This window comes from Paenibacillus sp. FSL R5-0490 (assembly GCF_001956215.1).
Lineage (GTDB): Bacteria > Bacillota > Bacilli > Bacillales > Cytobacillaceae > Cytobacillus.
Window position 1 is genome coordinate 337,100 of sequence record NZ_MRTQ01000001.1, and the last position, 24,790, is coordinate 361,889.

A 24,790-nucleotide genomic window follows, 5' to 3' on the forward strand; every position below is an offset into this window, starting at 1 on the left:
CAGGCAGTTTTTTTTATTGTTTAGGAAACTATAAAATCGCCGCTTGTTTATAACTTTGTGCATAAGTTTATCTACGTCTAGCTCCAGCGCCTACCCCCTCGAGGTCACAAGCCAATCTGCCCAGAAAGGTAAAGGACACCTTTCCGTGCAGCTCGTCTTGTGCTTGTCGGGGGTGAGCAAGGCGCTTGCGCTTTTGTTATGGTACTGGCAGTGTTTCTTTTAGTCCAAAAAAATAAAACTAATATGCGGTAATTTAGATGCAGCCTCTGTTTTAATGTAATGATTATTTTATAATGAAATAAAAAGAAATACATACCGAGGGGGAGTAAGATGAAAAAGCTTGCCGGCAAAAGGATCGCGCTTTTAGGTTCACGGAAAATAGCAGAAATCAGCAAACTGGTGGAGAATCAAGAAGGAGCTGCCGTCAGCAGACCCGCTCAGGGAACAGCTCTGCTGAAAGATGAAAAACTCAAGGATCATGTAGAAATGCTGACTCAGTGCAGTTTCGATTGGATTATTTTTACCACCGGAATCGGTGTCGAAACCATTTATCAAACTGCTCTTGAACTGAATAGAAGTGAGGCTCTAATCAGCAGCCTCCAAAAAGCAAATATTGCAGCAAGGGGTTACAAAACAGTTAACGCTCTGAAAAAGCTTAATATCATTCCTGCAGTGAGGGACGATGATGGCAGTACAGCAGGTTTACTTCGAGAGCTCTCAGCACATTCTCTAGAAGGCATGAAAGCAGCCCTCCAGCTACACGGGGACCCGGCGCCGCGCCTAAAACAATGGCTTGAAGAAAACCAGGTGGACTATGAAGAAATTCTTCCATATACCCATATTCCTCCTGAGGAGAAAGTGATGAATCTGCTGCTGTCTGAGCTGCTTGACGGAAAGCTCGATTCCGTATTTTTCACAAGCACTCCACAAGTACGGAATTTATTCAGCTTTGCCAGGCAAAAGAACGCAGAAGACCAATTGAAATCCTGTTTTTCAGACCAGACTGTGGCATTATCGGTTGGGAAAGTAACTGCTCAAGCTTTACATGAAGAAGGGATTGCAAGAGTCATTTTTCCGGAAGTCGAAAGGATTGGGAGTGCGGTAATTGAATTAGCACGTTTCTATACAGTAGAAGATATTTAAGACTGATGTTTAAATTCATAATGTGCAGCAATACGGAATTTATCATGGAGCCTTTTTAGGCTCTTTTTCAATAGCTTCATGTATATACAAATTTTAAAAAATTCTTTAAAAAATATTGAAAAGGCTTACACATCATGATAATATTACAACGTAAACGTTTTCGTAACGAAAATTCAGTAACTTAAAGCAGGTGGGATATGTCCTACACCATCAAAGATGTTGCCAAAAAGGCAAATGTCTCTATTGCAACAGTCTCCAGGATATTAAATGGCCAGGGAGGTTATTCAGAAAAAACAAAAAGCAAGGTTCTAAAAGTAATTGAAGAACTGGGCTATCAGCCAAATGCAGTGGCAAGGGGATTAATTAATAAGAGAACCCATACAATAGGGGTGCTTTTCCCAAAGCTTTCGAGCTCATTGGTTACCGATCTGCTGGATGGCATTGAAAAGGCCGCAAATGATAACGGTTCCAGTGTGATTGTCTGCCATACAGAATCAAATGGCGAAAAAACGATGAAATATCTCCAGCTGCTTATTGAAAAAAGGGTAGACGGAATCATTTTCGCTAGTGAAATTTTAAAGGATGAATATTATCAATTTGTGACCAAAACCCGCATGCCGATGATTCTGCTTTCGACAGAGTCCTATGCGTACCCGGTGCCTTTTGTAAAAGTTAACGATTTTCATGCAGCATATGCAGCAGCTAAGTATTTAATCGAAAAGGGTCATACCAGAATTGGGATGATAAGCGGGAACAAGGATGATATCATCGCGGGGGTTCCAAGAATTGAAGGCTTTAAGAAAGCTCTGTCAGATCATAACATACCGCTGGATTCTGAGAATATTGTGTTCAGCAGGGGGTTTACATTCCCTTATGGTGTTGAGGGTTTGAAAAGTCTTGTCAAGCAGTTTCCGGATGTAACGGCAATATTTGCAGCAAGTGATGAAATGGCTATAGGTGCCTTATCTGCAGCATATCAGATGGGAATAAATGTCCCAGATGAAATTTCTGTTATAGGGTATGATAACTTGAATCTTGCTGAAATGTCCACTCCTCCGTTGACAACAGTAGGACAACCTCTTGCAAAAATGGGTGAAGCCGCTGCAGAAATGCTTTTTTCCATCTTAGAAACAGGCGACACTCCGGAAAGCCGGATAATGCAGCATAAAATCATTGAAAGAATGAGTGTGAAAGAGAGAAAATAATAACTCTCTTTTTCTCAGATCAATTACGTAAACGTTTACGTAATTAATCTATAATACAAAAAACACATAGGGGGATATACCATGTTTAAAAAAATGACTGCAGGTGTGATGGCTTTAACTTTAGGAGCATCTTTACTGAGTGGATGTTCATCTGATGGTGCTGATGACGGTAAAGTAACGCTTGAGCTGTTCTCCAATAAATCAGAAAGCATTGAGACATACAAAGGATTGATCAAAGAATTTGAAGCGAAAAATCCGGATATTAAGATTAAATTGGATGCACCTCCTGAAGCAGAAACAGTTTTAAAAACACGTCTGACCAAAAACGATCTTCCCGACATCATGTCTATCGCTGGTAATGCTACATACGGCGAGCTTGGCCGTGCAGGCGTTCTTGAGGATTTTTCAGGGACAGATTTAGCTAAAACAGTTCAGCCATCCTATATTGATATGATCAATCGTCTTGTCGGACCTGAAGAAGAAGGCACTTTCGGACTTCCATATGCTACAAATGCGAATGCAGTAATTTATAACAAAGCAAAGTTTGAAGAACATGGCCTTGAAGTCCCAACTACCTGGGATGAATTCATTGCCAGCCTGGAAAAAGTAAAAGCTGCCGGTGACACACCAATCTACTTCACATTAAAAGATGCCTGGACAGGCATGATTGCATGGAACTCACTTGGCGCTAATGTAGCAGGTGAAGATTTTGCGGAAAAGAAAAACGCAGGTGAAACTTCTTTCGCGGAAAAATATGATGCAGTTGCAGATAAGATGGCTACTTTAGTTCAATATGGCCACAAGGACAATATGGGTGTCGCTTACGGGGATGGAAACAATGCATTTGCGGCTGGCAAATCTGTTTTTTACCTGCAGGGCAACTGGGCAATCCCTGAAATTCTTAAAGCAAATCCTGACATGGAACTTGGTGTATTTCCAATGCCTGTTACAAACGATCCTGCACAAAACAAACTTGTTTCTGGTGTAGATGTTCTTTTAGCAGTCAGCAAAGACACTGAGCACAAAGAAGAAGCAATGAAATTTGCTGAATTCATGATGAATAAAGACACGGCTCAAAAGTATATTGACGAGCAGAAAGCTTTCTCAGCCATTGAAGGAGTGTATCAGGAAGATCCTGTGTTTGAAGGAATCAAAGCTAACTTTGAAAATGGCACCATCACAAGCTTCCCCGATCACTATTACCCTGCGGGCATGGGAGCAGAAAACCTTGTTCAGGAATTCCTGATCAAGAAAGATAAAGAAAAATTCCTGAAGAAAATGGACAGCGAATGGGAAAAAGTTCAAAACCGCTAAAGGCATCGGGCCAGGGAACCTTATGGATTTCCTGGCCTTCTAAAAAGGAGTTGTCGTTATGAAAAAGAAAAACAGTGTGTTTCTCATCATTACCATACCCGCTTTCCTTCTTTTCTTCATTTTCCACAGCTTTCCCGCTTTGCAGGGGATTTTTTACAGCTTTACAGATTGGAAAGGGTATGGAGATTGGAATTTCGTTGGGTTAAAAAATTACTTAAACGTTTTTAAAGATGAACGGGCAGGGGATGCCTACTTATTTACTTTTAAATTTGCCATTGTTGCGACCATTTTGGTCAATATCATAAGCCTTCTTGTGGCCATCGGGCTTAATTCCAAGATAAAGTTTCACAAAACGCTTCGGGCAATCTACTTCCTGCCTTACATTCTGAGTATCTTGATTGTTGGCTTTATCTTTAATTTTATTTTTGCTCATTTCCTGCCGCAGATTGGCGATGCATTCGGATGGGAATTTTTGACCCGAAATATTCTTGGAAACCCGGACCTTGCCTGGATCGGAATTGTCATTGTAGCCGTTTGGCAGGCTGTATCCTTTAATACGATTTTGTATCTTGCAGGGCTTGTGACAATTTCAGAGGATTTATATGAAGCAGCAAGCATTGACGGTGCCGGTGTCTGGACAAAGTTTTGGAAAATTACGTTTCCGCTCATCGCGCCATTTTTCACCATTAATATGGTTCTCTCATTGAAAAACTTCCTTATGGTCTTTGATCAGATTGTTGCCTTGACTGGAGGAGGTCCTGGAAAGTCGACCGAATCCATTTCCTTGTTAATTTACAGAGGAGGATTTGAAGGCGGCGAATTTGCCTATCAATCAGCTAATGCGGTCATATACTTCATCGTCATCATCGTCTTTTCTGTTATTCAGCTGAAATTCTTAAATAAAAGAGAGGTGGAAAACTAATGAATCGCAAAAAAACGAGCTGGCTTGTGACCACTCTATTAATCTTAGGTTCATTGCTCATTCTTTTTCCACTGTATTTAACCATTACCATTGCGTTTAAAACACCGCCTGAAATGGCAGGGAATTTACTTGCTCTTCCTAAATCGTGGTCATTTGACAACTTTGCACAGGCCATCGACATGACTAATTTCTTTAATGCGTTTAAAAACAGTGCATTTGTTACAATATTTGTTGTCATTTTTACTGTGTTAACGAACTCGCTTGTATCTTATGCCATCGCCAGAAATCTTCATAAGAAGTTTTATAAGTTCCTATACTTCTATTTTTTAAGCGCGATGTTTATTCCTTTTCCAATCATCATGCTCCCGCTTGTCAAACAGACCAGTGCATGGGGAATGGATAACCTGGTTGGATTAATCATTTTGTATATCGTCTTCAACCTTTCTTTTAATGTGTTTATCTATATTGGCTACATTCGTGCCATTCCAGTTGAACTGGAAGAAGCAGCTATTATGGACGGAGCAACCACATGGGGTGTGTTCTGGAAAGTCATTTTTCCGCTTCTGGCACCAATGAATGCAACAGTCGCCATCATTACGAGCCTAGGCGCATGGAATGACTTCATGCTTCCGCTTGTCCTGCTGAGCGATCGGGAAATGGCCACACTTCCCCTGGTGCAGTACATTTTCCAGGGCCAATTCAGCACAGATTATAATCTTGCATTTGCCTCCTATTTAATGGCACTTGCGCCAATGATTATTGTGTACATCTTTGCTCAAAAATGGATCATAAGCGGTGTAATGAAGGGTTCAATAAAATAAAGATGAAATTATTCTTTGATCGGAGTTGTAATAATTGAACAAAACATGGTGGAAAGAAAGCGTTATTTATCAAATCTACCCAAGAAGCTTCAATGATTCAAATGGGGACGGGATTGGCGATATCAACGGTATCACTGAAAAAATTCCATACTTAGCCGAATTGGGGATCGACGTTATCTGGCTATCCCCCGTTTACAAGTCACCTAATGATGATAATGGCTATGACATCTCAGATTACCGTAATATTATGGATGAGTTCGGAACTATGGAAGACTTTGATGGCATGCTGGCAAAAGCCCATGAATACGGCATCAAAATCATGATGGACCTTGTTGTTAACCATTCAAGCGATGAACATCAATGGTTCCAGGAATCGCGAAAATCTAAAGATAATCCATATCGTGATTATTATATCTGGAAAAAGACGGACAATGGCGAGCCCCCTACTAACTGGGGAGCAGCGTTTGGCGGAAGTGTATGGGAATATGATGAACAAACCGGTGAATATTATCTGCATCTGTTCAGCAAAAAGCAGCCTGACTTGAACTGGGAAAATCCTGTTCTGCGAAATGAAGTGTATGAAATGATGCGCTTCTGGCTGGATAAAGGCATTGATGGATTCCGCATGGATGTCGTCAATTTCATTTCAAAAGATACGAGCTATCCACAAGGGAAGGTCCGTGAAGGACATAAATATGGCGACGGCAGCAAGTATTATATGAACGGTCCAAGAATTCATGAGTTCCTGCAGGAAATGAACAAAGAAGCCCTTAGCCCGTATGATACCATTACGGTCGGCGAGATGCCTGGTGTAACAGTTGATGAAGGTAAACTCTACACCGGCCGGGACAGAAATGAATTAAATATGGTATTCCATTTTGAACATGTGGGTCTTGGAGATGGACAATACGGCAAATGGGATCCCCGCCCCTGGAAATTGACTGATTTGAAAGAGATCTTCAACAAGTGGCAAAAGGGCCTTGAAGAAGATGGCTGGAACAGTCTGTACTGGAGCAACCATGATCAGCCCCGCGCCATCTCCAGATGGGGAAATGATTCAGAGGAATACCGGGTAACTTCTGGTAAGATGATTGCTGTTTGCCTTCATATGATGCAGGGGACTCCTTATATTTACCAGGGCGAGGAAATCGGCATGACAAATGTTAAGTTCAATGATATCAATGATTACCGTGATATCGAAACATTGAATGCCTACCGTGATCTTACACCGGATTCCTTAACACATGATGAAATTTTCAAAGGCATTCATGAGAGAGGCAGGGATAATGCGAGAACGCCTGTTCAGTGGGATGCCGGCCCGAATGCAGGCTTTACAGACGGAAACCCTTGGATCAATGTGAACCCGAATTACGAGGAGATTAATGCAGAAGCAGTCTTAAAAGACGAAGACTCTATCTTCCATTTTTATAAGAAGCTCATTCAGCTTAGAAAGCAAAATGAAGTGATTGTATATGGAACATTCGATTTACTAATGGAAGAGAATGAGCAAATTTTTGCTTTTACACGAACTCTGGGTGATGACCAGCTGCTTGTAATCTGCAACTTCAGTGATGGAACACCGGACTTTAAGCTGCCGGGACATGTCCTTTATTCGTCTAAGGAATTACTGATATCCAACTTGACTGCAGATGAAAATGAAGAAATTGATAACCTGACACTCAAGCCATATGAAGCTAGAGTGTACAGTTTGAAAAAATAATGACAGGGCCTTTTTAGGGCCCTTTTTTACGAAGAATTGATGATAATGAGGTGGGCCTGTGAGTAAAAAGTGGTGGAAAGAAGCTGTTGTATATCAAATTTACTGGAGAAGCTTTTTTGATTCCGATGGTGATGGCTATGGTGATTTAAGAGGGGTTATAAAAAAGCTTGATTATATTAAGAATCTTGGCGCTGATGTGATTTGGCTGAATCCCTTTTATCAATCACCAGACCGGGATAATGGCTATGATATTTCAGATTATTATGGGATTATGGAAAAAGCCGGTGATATGGCAGCTTTCGATGAGCTGATCCACGAAATACATCAGCGTGGGATGAAGGTCATTATGGATCTGGTTGTGAACCATACTTCTGACCAGCATCCCTGGTTTTTAGAATCACGCTCCTCAAAAAATAATCCGAAAAGAGATTGGTATATTTGGAAGGATCCAAAGGATGGCAGGGAGCCAAATAATTGGCGCTCCTATTTTGCTCCATCCTGCTGGGAATGGGACAAAACAACAGGACAATATTATTATCATTCCTTTGCAGTCGAACAGCCGGATCTTAATTGGGAAAATCCTGAACTGCGCCAGGAAATCTACAGAATGATGCGCTTCTGGCTGGATAAAGGCATTAACGGGTTTCGAATGGATGTGATTAATTTACTGGCCAAAAGAGAAGATTTATCAGATGCTGAGAATCCTTATGATATAAGCTACCTGGCCAATAACCCCGGAATCCATGACTATCTTCAGGAAATGCACAGTGAAGTCCTTCAGCATTATGATGTGATGACTGTGGGTGAGATCCCGTTTGTTTCACCAGAAGAGGGACTGCTCTATGTGGATGAAAGCAGAAATGAACTGAACACTCTGTTCCATTTTCAGGTGGCAGATGAAATGCCGGTATGGGATATGCTGAGATTCAAGGAAATCCAAACAAGCTGGCATGAAGGCCTTAAGCAAAAAGGGTGGAATTCGCAATTCCTTAACAACCATGATCACACAAGACAGGTTACCCGCTATGGAAATGATAGCCAGTACCATATTCAGTCTGCGAAGCTTTTGGCAGCTATGATTCATACCTTGCCTGGAACTCCTTATATCTATCAGGGCGAAGAAATCGGCATGACAGGTGTGAGATTTGATTCCATTAATGACTACAATGATATTGCTATGAAAAATAAATATCATGAAGAAGTTTCAAAAGGGCGTGATCCTCAGGAGGTTTTTGAAAGCTTATTGCTTTTGAGCCGTGATAACTCCAGGACGCCGATGCAGTGGAACGCCAGCAGCCAGGCAGGCTTTACAGCTGGTGAGCCATGGATCAAAGTGAATCCGAATTATAAAGAAATCAATGCCGAAGCAGCTCTGAAGGATCCAGACTCGGTGTATTATTTTTACCAAAAGCTGATAGAATTAAGAAAACAAAACGAGGTTATGGTTTACGGAGACTATAAGGATCTATTGCAAGATGATGAACACTTGTATGTTTATACACGCTCCTATAAAGATGTAACCTGGCTGATTGTTTTAAACCATGGCGACGAGCAGCAGGCGTTCACATTTGATGGCTTTGCAAATCGGGAACTGATTCTTTCTAATTATAATAATGACTTTGGTAAAAATGAAGAAATACTGCTTCCGCATGAAGCAAGAATTTATAAGATTCGATGAAACTAATCAAAATACTCTATGTGCAAATAACAGCCGGCATCCGAAAATGCCGGCTTCTTTAGTTAATTCATCTCTCCATCACTGGTTCTTCTGTCTGTTTTCTCGGGAGGAATCTTAGATAGCTGGTCCATAGGCTCCATCATAGATTCAAGGAGACTTCCTTTAACTAGGTTTTCTTCATTAATATTATTCGACTGAACATTCCCGCGGTTGTCCATCATTTCACCTCATTTTATATTTTCACATAGAGTTTACTTCCAGCTTTGTGATTATTCCAAAAGCCGAAAAGTCATAGGTTAAATTCCCTCTCAATGGAGATAATGGAATCAAAAAGTTCTTTTGGAGAAGACTAATGACCAATATATTATTAATTGCAACACTTGTAATGATTTCCTTATTATATATTTTTTTATTATTTATGCTTGTTATCGGCTGGCGCTGGATCATGAAGCGTGCAGTGAAGCAGGCAGGAAAAATTATAATGACTGACAGCTATCAGGAAAACCTCATTGAGCTGATTCCCGGCTTTAAGCATATGGGCATTCAAAATGCGCTTGAAAATAACCTGCGGGCCGAAACAGGTGATGTCCTGCACCGTCCCTTTGGCTCATCGAAAAAATGGCCGCATTTTGAAGAAATTACGTTTATCCCTGCACAGACATCCCCTTTCCCCATTGACGGTGAGGAAGACGTTGATGTGAAAGTGACAATTGGTCCAAAAGCGAGAAAGCCGATGAAAATCAAAATTCCCCTTATGATTAGTGGAATGGCCTATGGAATTGCTTTAAGTGAGCAAGTCAAAATTGCATTGGCCACAGCTGCCAAGAATACAGGAACAGCCATCAATTCCGGTGAAGGCGGAATACTGCCTGAAGAGCTTGAAAGTGCAGGGAAGTACATTCTTCAGTTCTCCAAGACGGAGTGGGGTAAGGAAGAAAAAACTATTAAAAGGGCGGACATGATTGAACTTAAGCTGGGTCAGGGAGCTACACTGGGTATGGGCGGCAACATCTCCCCTGAAAATTTAACCGGTCGTGCAAGAGAAGTCATGGGGTTAAAGGAAAACGAAACTGCCCATATAATGGAACATTTTTTTGAAAAACAGACATTAAAGGATTTAAAAGAGCTGGTGGATGAGCTGCGTAAAATGTCCGGAGGTGTCCCGATCGGCGCAAAAATAGGGGCAGGCGGAAAGATCGAAGATGATATTGATCATTTAATCGAAATCGGGGTGGATTTCATCGCGGTTGATGGGGGACAAGGGGCTTCTGTCGGTGCACCTCCCTTATTGGCAGATGATTTTGGAATACCAACCCTGCATGCTATCACCCGTGCCTCAAACCATCTTGAAAAAAGAAAAAAGAAGGGGGATATCAGCTTAATTGTTTCTGGCGGCCTTTTTACACCAGGACACTTTTTAAAAGTTCTGGCGCTTGGAGCGGATGCGGTTTATCTGGGATCTGTAATGCTGTTTACTGTTTCTCATAAACAAACATTGAATGCTCTTCCTTTTGAACCGCCAACACAGGCTGTCTGGAACCAGGGGAAATTCAAAGATGTATTTAAAACGGAGGATGGAGCTAAGTCGGCGGAAAAATTCTTGACCGCGAGCACCGAGGAAATCAAAATGGCATTAAGAGCCATGGGGAAAAAGTCATTAAAAGAATTATCCAAGAAAGATCTTGTGTCCTATGATGAACTCACCGCGAAAATGATCGGAATCCCATTTTCCTTTGAACCATGGGAGGACAAATCTAAGAAGGCATAATAAGAGCCTGGCACTTGTGAGCCAGGCTCTCTTTAGTTATTCATTCATCAATATCTTTCTTAACCTTTGATTTTTTCTGAGGCTGGAACCGATGGGGATTTTGTGTTCTTAAATATACAGGCCTCAAAGGCTGAAACGGGAATCTTATAAATGAATCTTTCAAGTCCCGATATCTGGGCGGATAAAACGGCTCCATAAAAGGTCTGCCGAGAGATGTGAGCCTGATCATATGAGTTAACAAAATACAGGAACAGAACAGCACACCTACAAAACCCCATAAATTTGCGAATATTAAAAATGGAAATCTTAGAAATCGGATAGTATTATTCATCTTATATACAGGTGTAGTAAAAGCGGCAAGAGCTGCAAGGGCGATAAAGATTAACAGGACATTACTTGTCAGTCCTGCCTGAACAGATGCAGTCCCGATGACAATCCCCCCTACGATACCGATTGTCTGGCCAACTTTCGTAGGCAATCTGGCTCCAGCTTCTCTTAAAAGCTCTATTACCAGTTCAAGCATTAACGCTTCATAGAAAGGAGGCAAAGGAATATGCTGTCTTGAAGTTACCAGTGTTCCTAATAAATCGGTGGGGACAAGCTCCATATGATAAGTAAGCGTTGCAACATAAATGGACGTGATCTGTATGGAAAAAATAACAGAAAAGGCCCGCAATATTCTGGCAAAAGAAGCGATAGTCCAATTTAAAAAATAATCTTCAAAGGAACTGAAGAATTCAGAAAACGTTGTAGGGGTAATCAGTACATGCGGTGACCCATCTACGGCTATCACTATTTTTCCTTCAGCAAGGACAGCGGCTGCCCTGTCCGGTCTTTCTGTATCCAGCAGCTGAGGAAAGGGAGAATTCTTATTATCTGAAATGAGCTGTCCAATGTAAGAACTGTCAGTGATTTCGTCAAAATCAATATTTTCGATTCGTTCTTTTACCATGCTGACATTATCTTTATTCGTAATTCCCTCAATATAGAGAACGGCCACTACTGTTCTGGATATGCTTCCGATTATATATTCCTCAATGATCAGTTCAGAGATGGGCAGCCGTTTGCGGATTAAATTCAAATTATTCTCCAGAGACTCAATAAAGGCTTCCTTTGCTCCAATAACCGTTTGCTCGACTTCCGGATGTGTGATTTCCCTGACATAAGAACATTTAGCAGCCATAAAAGCCGCTTTTTGCTTCTCGGCTTCTGATGTAACCATCACATAGCCATTCAAAAGCATATGTTCTGCTTTTGAAAGATCTTCGCAAATTTGTATGCTTGCAGATGGCAAAAGCTTTTTCAAATCATCGATTTTGTTGAACTCACCAAGAAGAAGCTGAGGGAGCAAACTCTTGGTGATCATTTTTTGGTCAGTCAGTGTTTTGAAATAAGTAAAAGAAAAACAGAGGCCAGTTTGTCTATTACTATAATGTCCTTTTTGAAAATCATGAGATCGTGAAAATGCCTTTTCCAGCTCGTCAAGTTCGACCTCTGACACAGGACTCTTCTTTTTTAACTCTTTTCTCATTCAGCAATCACCAGTTTTTTTGGCATTAAGTGTAGTGTTTCCGTTTTTGGAAGGATTATGAATGAATAGGCGGGAATAACTAAAAAAGCCTCCCGCATAATGGGGCAGGCCTGGGAATTATACCGGTTCTTCTTCCGGATGTTTAAAGCAGGATAAAACCAGATTTTCAAGATTCTCAAATTCTTTGGCATCCAAAAATGCTATACACCTGCTTAAAGATTGTAGTGCGCTTTCAATGAGAAATTTTCTTGGTTTTTTCGAATGAATCATTTCTTCCTGGATAAAGTCCAGAAGATCCATGCAATCATTCTGATCTTCCTGCTTGATGGACTTCTTCAAAGTCAATATGGATTTGCAGATAGTATGCACATTTCTATGATCTGTCTGTTTAAATCTATTTTCAATCAGTTCAGGCTTCAGCAAGTATTCACCGACTGAACTGACCTCTTCAACAACATTCCTTATCCTTTCTACACTATAACGGACCACTGGATTAATACTTGAAGTGAATTCAAAGAATTTTGTATAGTATTTTACGTTATGATGAAGGATGCCAAGGAACATTACGGCACAGTCCAGTAAATAGGGTTTCTTGTCCTCACCAAAGATTTCTATAAACCGGCTTAAAATCCAATCCACCATTCTAAGCTGGCCTTCCTTAATAAACTGCTTGAGTTCAGGGTCATTTGAAACAAGTACTTCTTCAAAAAGGGCAACCAATTTATTGGTCCGATTCATATTCATTTGTAATTCGATCTGCTGGGTGAATACTTCTAAGCTGCTTGGGTCCTGGCCAATAAGAAGTTTATTGCGTTCTGATTCCATTTTTTCATGCAATGTTTTAAAAATAGAGATAAGAAGCTCGTTTTTTGAAGAAAAATAATTATAGAAGGTCCCTTTTGAAATCCCGCTGTAATCTAAGATATCCTGAATGGATGTAGCCTGAAAACCTTTATCCAGAAATAATTGATGTGCTTTTTTTATAACATGCATTTTCCTGTTATTCATTTATAATCACCTGTCATTTTATTTGAACTATGTGTATAACTTAATAGTACCTCATTGTATTAATTTACACAAACCCTCTATTTTACAAGGATTTTTTTGTTGCAAAAATTGTACTGATGGTATATTATATGATTTGTGTGTAACGAGAGTATAAAAGAATGAACTGATAGTACAGGAGGAAATGTAATGGAACAAGCAATAAATAATAAAACAGACCGGCCGCCTTATGGGATTCTCGCTGTTTTAATGATAGGGGCATTTATTGCCTTTTTGAATAATACATTGTTAAATATTGCACTGCCATCTATTATGGCAGATTTAGAAATTGAAGCGGCAACAGTGCAGTGGCTGACTACCGGCTTTATGCTGGTAAATGGTATTTTGATCCCGGCTACTGCCTTTTTAATTGAAAAATATACAGTACGCAGGCTGTTTATTGTGGCAATGGGACTATTTACAATCGGTACGCTTGTAGCGGGTATTGCTCACGTATTCCCGGTTTTGCTGGCAGGCAGAATGCTGCAGGCTTCAGGGTCGGCTATTATGATGCCGCTATTGATGAATGTAATGCTGATCAGCTTCCCGGTTGAAAAACGCGGAGCAGCCATGGGTGTATTTGGTCTTATCTTAATGTTTGCCCCTGCAATTGGGCCAACTCTCTCAGGATGGATTATTGAACATTATGATTGGAGAATGCTATTCCACTTCCTTTCACCGATTGCGGGTGTCATTTTAGTTCTTGGAGCCGTCATGCTGAAAGACAAAAAGGAAAAAGTGAATATCCGTCTGGATATGTTTTCTCTTGTTCTTTCAAGTATAGGGTTTGGCGGAATACTTTACGGGTTCAGTTCTGCAGGTAACAAGGGCTGGGACAGCCCTCATGTGTTTTTAACAATTGCAGTTGGAGTCATAAGTTTGATTTGGTTTATTTTAAAACAAACTAAATCAGAACGTCCGATGCTTAATTTTGGTGTATATAAGTACCCGATGTTTGCACTATCGTCTGCTATCAGCATGACGGTAAATATGGCGCTATTCTCAGGAATGATTCTGATTCCGATTTATGTTCAGACATTAAGGGGGATTTCACCTTTGGATGCAGGATTGATGATGCTTCCAGGTGCCCTTGTTATGGCTGTGATGTCGCCATTAACCGGAAAGCTGTTCGATAAAATCGGAGGCCGGATTTTGGCGATCATTGGGTTAGCCATTACAGTAGGAACTACGTATGTATTCAGCAGACTGACTCTTGAAACAACCTATACTCAGCTGATTATACTCAACTCAATCAGGATGTTCGGGATGTCCATGGTTATGATGCCAGTTTCAACAAATGGCCTTAACCAGCTGCCTAGAAGGCTTTATCCGCATGGAACTGCAATGAACAATACGCTGAACCAGGTGGCAGGTGCTATTGGGACAGCCTTATTGGTAACAGTTATGTCAACAAGAACGGAAACACATGCTGCGGAAATTGCGAAAGAAGCGATGAAAGGCGGGGCTATGGCTAACGGCGGACAAATGACTGAAGCTGCTGTGGCGGAAATGCAGCAGCAGGTCTTAATGAAAGCCATGCTCGAGGGAATTAACGATGCTTTCTTCGTAGCAACCTTTATCGCTGCAGCTGCACTTGTTCTGGCTTTCTTCATTAAACGCGCAACACCAATGGAAGACTCGGTTGAAGAGCCAAAGCAGGAGAATCTGGTGCCTAAATTGGCAAAAAGTTAATTACTGGAGGGGATCTTAGGATTCCCTCTTTTTTTATTATCTATTTTTTCCAATTAATTTAATTGATTGATGTCCGCTGTGAGGGTGAGGAGAAAAAAGAATATGATCCAGATACAGAGCTTCCAGCTTTCGGTCACTTAAATTAAACAAGCTGTGATTATGCTGGAATTTAGAAAGCGATAATAATTTGCTGATTAACGTTTCTCTGTTTAATGGCATGTAATGAACCCTCCCTTATTGTTAGTTATATTTTAATTCATATTTATCCGATTAGTCAAGTAGGAATTGAGGAAATCTTGGTAAGATCTTAATTAGGTGCCATTCAAAAACACAGTTAAAAGCACAGGCATCTTGTCCGCTCCTTTAATACTATAGTAGAGAAATGACTACAAGGATGTGATGAGTATGGAATTTTGTACCTCATGTAACTATCGGGAGGATTTGTGCAGATGTGAAGATCATGTTAATGAAATTCCCCATCCGCATGACCAGCACAGCCATAGAGATCAAGGAAGACCTGATCATAATCATTATCCAAAGCCTCCTGGTCCTTCTTTCCTCAAAAAGGAGCTTGTTCATGATGAAGTTTGCGGTAATATAGAACAAATCTGTGGAGACGACGCTGAAATATATTGGACTGCAAGAGGGATCAGAAACATACCTGCAGCAACTATTTCTGTTGTTAACAAAGGATCATGTGATATAAGTGTCCTTGCTTCCCCCAGTTTAAGAGGAGATTTAGAAGAGATCTTTACAGTTTCAGCAGGTCAGACAAAGTCTGCTACAATCGGAGTCTTGGCACGGATTGGTTTTGCTTGTTCAGGAAATGAAGGAATTACTTGCAGAGGAACTTACTGTTTATCCCTTCATTATGAAATAGTATGTTAATACGTATCGTTAGGAGGAATGTATATGAGCTGTTCAAAAAGTTCGAATAACCCATGCTGTCCTGCAGCTGTAATTTTTCAGGAGAAAATTTGCGGGAATTTTTCAGGAGGAACAGGCGGGATTAACCGACTCTCTGTATGGCGGGCTCCGGCAGAAGATTATATAGAAGGCACTTTTGAAATATTTAATTCTACAGGCAGTCCAGGTTCCGTAACAGGGAATATTACGGCACCCGGCAGTCCGGGAGTTGGTCCTGTACCTCCCGGCAACTCAGCAGCATTGGCTGTTATCACTCCAAGTGAATTTACTATAACAGCACCGCCAAATGCTTCGGGAAAATTCTGCATTACTCTATATAAAAGGCTAATTCCATAATATTGAAAAAGGAGCCCCAATGAATTTAGAATCAGTGGTTCTCCTTTTAAATTTAAAGAAGTTATTGGTTAAATGGGGAAGGATAGTGGATATTTAGACAATATTGCCCTTCGCAATCATTAGCACCTTGTCCAAGGCAAAGGATTTCAAGGGAATCAAATAAATTCTGCACTGTAAGGGATTTACTATTTGGAACACTGCCTTGTCCTTCCGGCTCAGGAATTGTTAAAGAACCTACAGTTACACCGTTTCTGAGCAAATTAGCAACTAAAGTGTCAGCGCATCCTCCATTATAAGTGATAGTCATAGTCCCTACGACTGGAGCGAGTACATTATTTTGTATCGACCTCCAAACAATACGGTCAGGGCTCGCTTGATTACCACAGTCTAATTCAAATGTCCCGCAAAATTTTTCGCTTAATATGGGACGGCCTGCAGTGCCATTTCCCCCATTCTCATCCGGACAACAGCAGCACATGCTATTACAGCTGGAACACATAAAACTCAATCCTCCTTTTTCTATTATAATATTAGCTTGTTTCTTTTTTGTTTGTAGGAATGACCTATCACAAGAGTGAATTTTAAAGAGCTGTGAGCTCAGTGAGTTATTTTCCAGAATTGATTTCTCTTCTGTTAAACTTAGTCTGGAAAAACGTCTGCAGTTCGCAGGCGTTTTTCAAAATAGGTAAAAAGGTACAACTTAACTTGCAGAGTTGCAGGAATACCCCTATCCGTCGGTGAATACAATTAGAAAATGGAAACAGCTTCCTGCATAGAGAAAGGAAGCTAATATTTAAAAAAGCTGGGGGAAAAATGACTAAGCGAAAATGGGGAATAGCACTTTTGTTAATTGTCTGTTTCATAGGATTAGCCGGGTGTTCAGGAAAAACTGCCGGCGATAATGAGCCGGAGAAAAAGGCCGCGGCAGAGAAGTCTAAAGAAGATAAGACAAAAGAGGAGGCAACGGCAGAGGAGCAGGCTAAAGAGGAGGAAAAGAAGGAAGAAATAAAGCCGGTTGTGGTTAATGTCATTGATCCTGATACAAAAGCAGTGCTAAAGACCTTCAGGCCTGCTGAAATGGGATTTGGTGAGGATGATGAAAAATATAAAGCAGATGTTGCCCAATGGGCCAAGGAAATAGCGCGCGGAACAGATACAATAAAAGGCTTTGATCAAAGGATGACCCTTGACAAAATTGGTCCCGATGGCAATATCATTAAAGGGCAGCCTGAGATTATACTTGAAGAAAGCGAATTAGTGGATAAGATCTTCGCTGCTTCTGTAAGCGGCGGGGATGTTGAGCTGCCGCTTTATGTTTCAGAAAGCGGTTATGATCCTGCTGATGTACCTCATTTAGGAGAAGTAGTCGTCGCATCCTATACTACCAATTTTAACAGCGGCGTGGCAGGCAGGACAAAAAACATTGAACTCTCAGCAGAAGCCATCAATAATATCATTCTTGGTGAGGGAGATCACTTTTCTTTTAATACAACAGTGGGGCCCAGTGATGAAGCGCATGGATATCAGCCTGCAGAGGAAGCCATTAATGGCAAGCTCGTAATGGGGATTGGGGGCGGTATTTGCCAAACATCCTCCACTCTATACAACGCAGTTGATAAAGTCGGGGTCAGTTATGTAGAAAAACACCACCATTCTGTAACGGTGGGTTATGTCCCAAAGGGCCGGGATGCAACCGTTTCCTATGGAGGCAAAGACTTCAGATTTGAAAACACAACCGGCATCCCGCTTCTTGTAAAAGCAAACTTCGGAAATGGTGTCTTAACAATTGAAATCAGAACCGCAAAAAAATATGAGGGAATGCTGAAGAAAGCAGTATAACTGCATCAGGCACCTAAGCCATATTTCCGGTTTTGGTGCCTTAGCTGTTTTTAATGCACTGAATACTTATTTAACGAAAAATAAGCAAATAGCGGAGGGGTTTGTCCACACCATTCCGGTCACTTTTAATACAATAATATAGAAGATCTCCTCCCTAAGGATCTTTGGTCTGCATAGTCGCCGCTAATCTGCCAGCCGGATTAGCGGCATTTTTTGTCTAATTATGCAAATGATTGCGAAAGGAGGAGAATATTCTGTAAATATATGAACCAATAGGTAAAAAGTGCCTGACTTACCAGCAGTTTCATGTTAAATTATAAGTAGAATATCCTATCCTATCTGGAAATGAGGAAAAGGCATGAAATTATCTGTGGCAAAAAAACTGTTCCTCGGGTTTTTGTCTGTCCTTTTATTATTTGGTCTTGTAGCCGGTTTATCAAATTATGAACTCGGTAATGTTAACAGAAATTATCAAAGTTTAATAGATGATAATGTCTCTGAAGTGATGCTTGTAAAAACACTGAAGGCAGAGCTTATGAATGAAGCAGGGGGAATCCGCGGCTATCTCCTGACAGGCGACTCTACATATCTGAGTGACTATGAAAGTTCCCGCAAGAGGATGGAGCATCATATAAATAAATTGAATGAATTAGCCGGCATTAAGAAGGAGAAGGAATTGGCGAAAGAGCTGGAATTGCTCCATAATCGCTACCAGAGCATTATTGACAAAGAAATTAAGTTTAAGCTTGAGGAAAATAATGCTTATATGTCATTAGTTGAAACCTCCGATAAACAGGTCAGCCAGGATTTTAACAAAAAAGCGGATGAACTTGTAAAATATTATGAATCCCAATTAGATGCCGGGATAAATGAAACTGTCTCGGGCGTTAAATCCTCTCAGACGATTACTTTAATTATTACAATTACAGCCGTTATTGCTGCCATGCTGATCGCTTATTTTATAAGCAGAATGATATCCAGGCCGATTAATCTGGCAGCAGCAGCGATAGACAAAGTGGCAGGAGGAGACTTAAGTCAGACCTCTATTAATGTAAAAAACCGGGATGAAATAGGAACGTTTATTTTATCATTAAATAAGATGGTCCAGGATTTGAGGTCTGTAGTCAGCCAGGTAAGAAGCACATCAGAACAAGTTGCATCAAGCAGTGAGCAGCTGGCTGCAAGTGCAGAAGAAAGTTCTTTGGCTTCTGAACAGGTAGCAGCTATTTCACAGAAAAATGCTCTGGGAACTGAACAGCAGCTTTACCGTTTTAGAGAGGTATCTTCTTCAATGGATGAGATTTCTTCCGGAATGCAGCAGATTTCTTCAAGCAGCGAGCTGATGCTTGAAGCAGCGGAAAAGGCAGATTTTTTAACTAAACAAGGCACTATTTCAGTCGATAATGTTGTAAGGCAAATGAATGAAATAAATACTACAGTAGGCAGTGCTGCTCAGCATATCTATACCCTCGAATCCCGATCAAAAGAAATCAGCAATATCGTGGAATTGATTACCACTATCGCAGAGCAGACAAATTTGCTCGCACTTAATGCAGCCATTGAAGCTGCAAGGGCAGGTGAGCATGGGCGAGGCTTTTCGGTTGTCGCTGATGAGGTCCGTAAATTGGCAGAGGGATCCAAGCAATCTGCCATTCAGATTCAGCAAATGATAGGGCTTATTCAGGAAGAAACAAAGCATGCCGTTCTGGCAATGGAAAAAGGAAATGAACAGGTAAGGGATGGCCTCGAAGATACAATGGAAGCAAGTGTGGCTTTTGCTGAGATCGCCAATTCAATGGGTGATGTAACATATAAAGTCGAAGAAGTCTCATCCTCAGTAGAAGAATTGACTGCTTTAACCACCCAGATTATTGATGTCATGTCAAATGTTCAGGACATTTCAGAAAAAAATGCAGCAGCTTCACAGGAAACTTCAGCTGCAACAGAAGAGCAGCTCGCCACCATGGAAGAAGTATCTTCATCAGCAGGGGCTCTTGCAAAACTTTCTGAAGAATTGCAGGAACTTGTTTCGAGATTTAAATTATAAAAGGGACTCAACTGAGTCCCTTTTTGAGTCCCTTTTGAAATTTATTACAAGATTTTAATGGTTAAAGGATACAGATATGGAATAAACGGCTCCTCAATTTCTTTCCATTCCTTAATTTTAATCATCGGGATCTCTGTTCCATTATAGGCTGCTTTATCTATGACTCCGCTAACTTTGACCCACATATTATCATAGAGTTTCGAAGCTTCCTCCATTTCTGATAGAAAGCCAATCATACTTGCATCTGCCACACAATGGGTAATCAAAAACCTTGAAATGACAAGCTGATTGGAAACAAGTCCTTCTTCTTTATATATAAATCCCTGAAATTCAATTTCTCTGCCAATGAATTTATCAATATCTTTACTGATTTCCTCATAATACAAACTAAAAACTTTATCATCCATTTTAATAGCAGGAGCCGAATAAAGGTCCTTTATTAATTGCTCAAACTCTTCATTGGATATTTCCTCTGCTTCCTCATTTACAGATAGGTCATGCTCCAGCTCCTCGACTTCTTCCAGCTCTTCTTCAAAAGAAAAGTCTTCAAGTTCAAAGTCTGATACATCTTCATTTTCATCAGAGCCAACCGATGTATTCACCTCTTGTTTTTGATTACCAAGTAGGGCAAGCCCACCTTTCTTTTCAGCAATGGAAGCATCAAGCGTTTTTGCAGGCAAGAAGAATCCTGTTAATAGCGGAAATAATATAATGGAACAAGACACCAGCTTTTTTACTGTAAACGGTGTATCCCCATGATCATGATTATGTGAACAGGAATGCTCGTCATGGTGGGAGCAGTCCTGACCGTGATGATATTCGTGAACAGCGGTTTCTCTATTAAAAGTCCATATTCTTGTAATTTGAATAAAAAATAAAAATAAAAACAATATGGAAGCCGATTGGCTTAAGCGGACATATTTGGGATTAATATACTTGGTTATGTCTCCTGTATAATGAAGCTGAAAAATCAGTCCGCAAAAAGCCAGAAGAATCAGCGCCCTCAACGCCTGCTGAAAATGTATTTTCATAGCAATCCTCCTAAATGAAATTCTGTACAAAAAGCAGCGTGAAAAAGACTGCTGAAGCTGTCAGAACTAATACGCCAAGAACAAACTTTATCCGAAACACACTAAGCATCATGACTGTATTTTTAAAGTCGATCATGGGCCCGAAGATTAGGAATCCCAGTATGGAAGACTTAGGAAATATGCTGCTGAATGAGGCACCAATAAAAGCGTCTGCCTCTGAGCATAGTGACAAAACATAGGCAAAGCCCATCATGATCAGTAAGGATGCAACCGGATTATCAGCATTTTGCAGAAATGTTTTTGCCGGCATATAGACTTGTACAATGGAAGCTAATAAAGCGCCAATAATCAAATATTTGGCCATGTCAAAAAACTCGTCAATCGAGTGGGTCAGCATAGACCAAATCCGATCCAGGAAAGAACGGTGGTTTTCGCTGCTGTGGGGTAAATGAAGATTTTTCTTCAATTCCCCCGACTTAAAGAAGATGCTCACGCTAAAGGCAACGATAATGGCAATTAGAAATCCCAGTCCCATTCGTAAGCCAGCCATTTCAAAATCATTTCCAAAAGCCATGAATGTAGAAGCAATGACGATGGGATTAATCAAGGGCCCAGTCAGCATAAAACCAATCGCTGCATAAACTGGTACACCCTTAGACATAAGCCGGCGGATGATAGGAACAATTCCGCATTCACACGCTGGAAAAAGTGCGCCAGCCACACAGCTCATGACAACAGCAGCCATTCTATTTTTCGGAATCCACCTTTTTATATGGTCTTCTGTAATGAAAATTTGGATAAACCCTGCAATCAGCACACCTATCAGCACAAAAGGCAATGCTTCTATTAGAATGCTGATAAAGATTACATTCAGGTTTAACAGGGAAGGCGGAATATCAAAAGATAAACCTAATCCAGAGCTGAAAGATATTAAATATACCAGAATGGCTATCAACATAATGCCCGTTATATCAATGATATGGCTGCGAAAAACTCGGTTCATAGTATCCTCCTGTGATTAAAAATCGTAATGATTTCGTTTTATACTGTATATTAAGTTTATGATATTGTAAATGGGATTATGAGCATTTTGAAAGGATAGGAGAATTGGAGGATAAAAGGATATAAAGTTTATCCTTGCAAACGCATGAAAATTTTAATGTGATTTAAATCGAAACAATTACGATTTATTAGATGCTTTCCATACTCACGGGCACTTCCAGAGATGGAGAGAAAACCAAATACCACGCACAGGGAAACAAAATGACATAAATAACAGAGCAATTGAAAAATTATGTTGCTTTTTCCTAGTCTTGCAGATATGCTCAAATTAGGAGATATACGGAAGGGGAATTGAAATTCTAAATGTGGCATAACTTGAATCATTTTAATTTTATAAACGTCTGCCTGCTATTTTGGGGAGAGGTTTGTCTATTTATAAAATGATTGAACAAGGAATGTCTGCTGTGGAATTTTAAACCATAAATTCGCAGATACCTTGTTGTGTATCTGCATTTTTATTGGAATTTAATCTCCATGCCAGTTCCGGCATGCCCTAAATGGAGGGAACGCTGAATGATCGAAAAGCAGAATAAAACTGCAATAGTGACAGGTGTCAGCAGCCATCAGGGTATCGGTGCAGCTATTTGCCGAAAATTAGCCAGCCAGAATTTTAATATTTTTTTTACTTATTGGGATTCGGAGCCCCTTTGGGGAAAAGTATTCACCAAGGAAATATCGGAAACTGGCGTCCTTTGCAAAGGTCTCGAAATTGACTTATCGGATGTTCAATCAGCAGAAAAGATGCTGGAATCTGCTGCCTTGACAGTTGGAAATCCGATGATACTTGTTAATAATGCAGCTCATTCAACAAGAGATGGATATCTGGAGTTTAATTCTAAAACACTGGATGCGCACTATGCTGTTAATATGAGAGCCGTATTTCTTCTTTGCACAGAATTCGCCAAAAGATTTCAAGAATGGAATTTGCCATACGGCCGAATCATTAATATGACTTCCGGCCAAGAGATTGGCCCAATGCCCGGCGAATTGGCTTATGCTTCTACCAAAGCTGCCATAACAGCTTTTACCAGGTCGCTTTCAACAGAAATTGCCCATTTAGGTATAACAGTAAATGCAATTAACCCTGGACCCACTGACTCATCATGGATGAATGAGGAGATAAGAAATCACCTTTTGCCTAAGTTTCCAGCGGGCAGAATCGGCCAGCCCGAAGATGCAGCTAATCTGGCAGCATTCCTGGCAGGTGAAGATTCAAAGTGGATAACAGGACAGGTGATACATTCTGAGGGAAGGTTCATACGCGGCTAACACGAAAGCAAGTGAAATTTACTTAACAAATTATAGCTATTTATATCATTTTCGATACAAAATACCCAAAAGGGTTTATTGATCTCCTCCAATGTGTATAAATAGAAGTTATAGAGGGGAGAGAACAATGTTAAATTTATTAAATAACCCTGATTTTGTGCAAAAGTGTGAAACTGCTTCCCCGTTTGATATGGTTAAGTATTTAACAGGCGGCAACATTAGAGGATTGGAAAAAATCGCTTTGGGCACGCTTGCAAACAGAAAACAGCTGCCGCCAAATGTCGTTAATGTTCTAATCGTTTATTTTTTCAGCACGTTTGCAAATAAAGTATATGACCGAAATGATCTTGCCAGGCTCTATGATTACTGGGCGTCGAATCATGTATACAGTTTTGGAAAAGCACAGGAAATGACTAACGAAGATATAGAAAAAGTCCTGGCCGGCTTAAAATAATAGATTATATAAAAAGTTCATCCCAATTGGATGAACTTTTTTGATATTACTTATTTCTTTTTATTGCTGTATGCTCCTTCTATAGTCTGTTTCATCATTTGATGTCCAAGCACCGCCACGCCTGCTGCAACGATTCCATTAAGGAGCCCTTCAAAAGAAAAGCCAAATGCAAGACTGCCTGCAGAAACCGAAATCATTACAAGAATCCATACGATGGACCAATCGGGAACTTTGGGTGTCTGTTTCAATGCATACCCAATTACCCACAAAGCCGGGACCAGCATGTAATAATTCTGATTTAAAAAATCCAGTAAGTTCAATCCACTCACCCCCTGGCTAATGTTTTTAATATAGTTTATGAAATCCCCTTATAAGTTGTTTGTCTGCTTGTCTATAAAATAGAAGAGATTTTATTAATAAGCTTGGGAATTATTATGTTCAAAAAAGACGGAATAGTTTGATAAAATGCTGTCAAAGACGCGCAGAATAGTTGACATTCATTCCTATAAGTGCTAAATTTGAATCAGCCGTTATGCATCGTGTTATATTTTGCTAGCTGCTTTTTCAACCGTTAGGCAATGGTCTGGATGAGTAATGAACGTAAAGTAATAAGCGTGTATATGGTGAATTTACACATGGCTTTTTCTAGCCAATAGGAGGATTTTTTTCATGAAAAACGGTAAAGTAAAATGGTTCAATGCTGAAAAAGGTTTCGGATTCATCGAAGGTGAAGACGGAAACGACGTATTTGTACATTACTCTGCTATCCAATCTGAAGGTTTCAAATCTTTAGAAGAAGGCCAAGAAGTTTCTTTCGAAGTTGTTGAAGGTGCACGCGGACCTCAAGCAGCTAACGTAACTAAACTATAATCGACACACCCATACAAAAACAGCCTGGCCATTAGGTCAGGCTGTTTATTTTTTACAGAAATAACTTATTGGAAAATTTCATAATTCAACCATCAATACAGTATAAAAAAAACTTGA

Annotated in this window: 24 protein-coding genes; 16 read left to right on the forward strand and 8 right to left on the reverse strand. The window is 40.3% G+C overall.

The genetic code is table 11. The features are described 5' to 3' along the window. Positions 1–330: 330 nt before the first annotated feature. From BK139_RS01610 to BK139_RS01640, 7 genes are all read left to right on the forward strand, one after another. A complete protein-coding gene (locus BK139_RS01610; protein WP_076256133.1) occupies positions 331–1,143 on the forward strand; it encodes a uroporphyrinogen-III synthase in 813 nt (270 codons plus the stop codon). Positions 1,144–1,340: 197 nt separating this feature from the next. Continuing rightward, positions 1,341–2,348, forward strand: a complete 1,008-nt coding sequence (locus BK139_RS01615; RefSeq protein WP_076256135.1) for a LacI family DNA-binding transcriptional regulator — start codon at positions 1,341–1,343, stop codon at positions 2,346–2,348. Between the two features lie 81 nt (positions 2,349–2,429). Continuing rightward, a complete protein-coding gene (locus BK139_RS01620; protein ID WP_076256137.1) occupies positions 2,430–3,662 on the forward strand; it encodes an ABC transporter substrate-binding protein in 1,233 nt (410 codons plus the stop codon). Between the two features lie 58 nt (positions 3,663–3,720). After that, positions 3,721–4,584 (forward strand): carbohydrate ABC transporter permease, encoded by an 864-nt coding sequence (locus BK139_RS01625; RefSeq protein ID WP_035330521.1) that lies wholly within the window; start codon positions 3,721–3,723, stop codon positions 4,582–4,584. After that, complete coding sequence (locus BK139_RS01630) at positions 4,584–5,405, forward strand: carbohydrate ABC transporter permease (protein WP_076256140.1); 822 nt, start codon at positions 4,584–4,586, stop codon at positions 5,403–5,405. Before BK139_RS01625 ends, BK139_RS01630 begins: the two co-directional genes overlap by 1 nt. Before the next feature lie 34 nt (positions 5,406–5,439). Continuing rightward, positions 5,440–7,125 carry a glycoside hydrolase family 13 protein gene (locus BK139_RS01635; protein ID WP_076256141.1) on the forward strand — a complete coding sequence of 562 codons (1,686 nt, stop codon included), beginning with the start codon at positions 5,440–5,442 and terminating at the stop codon, positions 7,123–7,125. Positions 7,126–7,183: 58 nt separating this feature from the next. Beyond that, complete coding sequence (locus BK139_RS01640) at positions 7,184–8,803, forward strand: glycoside hydrolase family 13 protein (RefSeq protein WP_076256144.1); 1,620 nt, start codon at positions 7,184–7,186, stop codon at positions 8,801–8,803. Positions 8,804–8,865: 62 nt separating this feature from the next. On the opposite strand, the gene BK139_RS23810 is transcribed toward BK139_RS01640, so the two are convergent. Continuing rightward, positions 8,866–9,024 carry a hypothetical protein gene (locus BK139_RS23810; RefSeq protein ID WP_175609035.1) on the reverse strand — a complete coding sequence of 53 codons (159 nt, stop codon included), beginning with the start codon at positions 9,022–9,024 and terminating at the stop codon, positions 8,866–8,868. Positions 9,025–9,155: 131 nt separating this feature from the next. Between BK139_RS23810 and BK139_RS01645 the strand changes: the two genes are divergently transcribed. Then, positions 9,156–10,571: an FMN-binding glutamate synthase family protein gene (locus tag BK139_RS01645; RefSeq protein WP_076256146.1), complete on the forward strand. Its 1,416-nt coding sequence runs from the start codon at positions 9,156–9,158 to the stop codon at positions 10,569–10,571. A gap of 40 nt (positions 10,572–10,611) precedes the next feature. On the opposite strand, the gene BK139_RS01650 is transcribed toward BK139_RS01645, so the two are convergent. Next, positions 10,612–12,102: a spore germination protein gene (locus tag BK139_RS01650; RefSeq protein ID WP_076256149.1), complete on the reverse strand. Its 1,491-nt coding sequence runs from the start codon at positions 12,100–12,102 to the stop codon at positions 10,612–10,614. 117 nt (positions 12,103–12,219) lie between these two features. Then, positions 12,220–13,110 (reverse strand): TetR/AcrR family transcriptional regulator, encoded by an 891-nt coding sequence (locus tag BK139_RS01655; RefSeq protein ID WP_076256151.1) that lies wholly within the window; start codon positions 13,108–13,110, stop codon positions 12,220–12,222. 186 nt (positions 13,111–13,296) lie between these two features. Here BK139_RS01655 and BK139_RS01660 point away from each other — a divergent pair, with 186 nt between their 5' ends. After that, complete coding sequence (locus BK139_RS01660; RefSeq protein WP_076256153.1) at positions 13,297–14,838, forward strand: DHA2 family efflux MFS transporter permease subunit; 1,542 nt, start codon at positions 13,297–13,299, stop codon at positions 14,836–14,838. Positions 14,839–14,874: 36 nt separating this feature from the next. Here BK139_RS01660 and BK139_RS01665 read toward each other — a convergent pair whose 3' ends face one another. Continuing rightward, positions 14,875–15,057 (reverse strand): hypothetical protein, encoded by a 183-nt coding sequence (locus tag BK139_RS01665; RefSeq protein WP_076256156.1) that lies wholly within the window; start codon positions 15,055–15,057, stop codon positions 14,875–14,877. A gap of 186 nt (positions 15,058–15,243) precedes the next feature. Here BK139_RS01665 and BK139_RS01670 point away from each other — a divergent pair, with 186 nt between their 5' ends. Continuing rightward, on the forward strand, positions 15,244–15,726 hold the full coding sequence (locus tag BK139_RS01670; RefSeq protein ID WP_076256158.1) for a DUF3992 domain-containing protein: 483 nt from the start codon (positions 15,244–15,246) through the stop codon (positions 15,724–15,726). A gap of 24 nt (positions 15,727–15,750) precedes the next feature. Then, the gene (locus BK139_RS01675; protein ID WP_076256161.1) at positions 15,751–16,101 is read left to right on the forward strand and encodes an S-Ena type endospore appendage; all 351 of its coding nucleotides are present in this window, start codon (positions 15,751–15,753) and stop codon (positions 16,099–16,101) included. Positions 16,102–16,162: 61 nt separating this feature from the next. On the opposite strand, the gene BK139_RS24525 is transcribed toward BK139_RS01675, so the two are convergent. Next, positions 16,163–16,600 (reverse strand): DUF3992 domain-containing protein, encoded by a 438-nt coding sequence (locus tag BK139_RS24525; protein ID WP_353615002.1) that lies wholly within the window; start codon positions 16,598–16,600, stop codon positions 16,163–16,165. A 314-nt stretch (positions 16,601–16,914) separates the two neighbouring features. Between BK139_RS24525 and BK139_RS01685 the strand changes: the two genes are divergently transcribed. Continuing rightward, complete coding sequence (locus BK139_RS01685; RefSeq protein WP_076256165.1) at positions 16,915–17,940, forward strand: VanW family protein; 1,026 nt, start codon at positions 16,915–16,917, stop codon at positions 17,938–17,940. A gap of 358 nt (positions 17,941–18,298) precedes the next feature. Next, positions 18,299–19,987, forward strand: a complete 1,689-nt coding sequence (locus tag BK139_RS01690) for a methyl-accepting chemotaxis protein (protein ID WP_076256166.1) — start codon at positions 18,299–18,301, stop codon at positions 19,985–19,987. Between the two features lie 44 nt (positions 19,988–20,031). Here the strand turns inward: BK139_RS01690 and BK139_RS01695 are convergent, their stop codons facing one another. Then, positions 20,032–21,018, reverse strand: coding sequence for a TIGR03943 family putative permease subunit (locus BK139_RS01695; protein WP_076256168.1), 987 nt, complete (start codon positions 21,016–21,018; stop codon positions 20,032–20,034). Positions 21,019–21,028: 10 nt separating this feature from the next. Continuing rightward, positions 21,029–22,021, reverse strand: a complete 993-nt coding sequence (locus BK139_RS01700) for a permease (protein ID WP_076256170.1) — start codon at positions 22,019–22,021, stop codon at positions 21,029–21,031. Positions 22,022–22,593: 572 nt separating this feature from the next. On the opposite strand from BK139_RS01700, the gene BK139_RS01705 reads away from it, so the two are divergent. Next, entirely contained in the window at positions 22,594–23,349 is a 756-nt protein-coding gene (locus BK139_RS01705) for an SDR family oxidoreductase (protein ID WP_076256172.1), read from the forward strand. Between the two features lie 127 nt (positions 23,350–23,476). Continuing rightward, complete coding sequence (locus tag BK139_RS01710; protein ID WP_076256174.1) at positions 23,477–23,803, forward strand: hypothetical protein; 327 nt, start codon at positions 23,477–23,479, stop codon at positions 23,801–23,803. A 50-nt stretch (positions 23,804–23,853) separates the two neighbouring features. Here BK139_RS01710 and BK139_RS01715 read toward each other — a convergent pair whose 3' ends face one another. Continuing rightward, entirely contained in the window at positions 23,854–24,132 is a 279-nt protein-coding gene (locus BK139_RS01715) for a phage holin family protein (RefSeq protein ID WP_319003799.1), read from the reverse strand. A 340-nt stretch (positions 24,133–24,472) separates the two neighbouring features. On the opposite strand from BK139_RS01715, the gene BK139_RS01720 reads away from it, so the two are divergent. Beyond that, positions 24,473–24,673 carry a cold-shock protein gene (locus tag BK139_RS01720; protein WP_009334826.1) on the forward strand — a complete coding sequence of 67 codons (201 nt, stop codon included), beginning with the start codon at positions 24,473–24,475 and terminating at the stop codon, positions 24,671–24,673. The last annotated feature ends 117 nt before the right edge of the window (positions 24,674–24,790 follow it).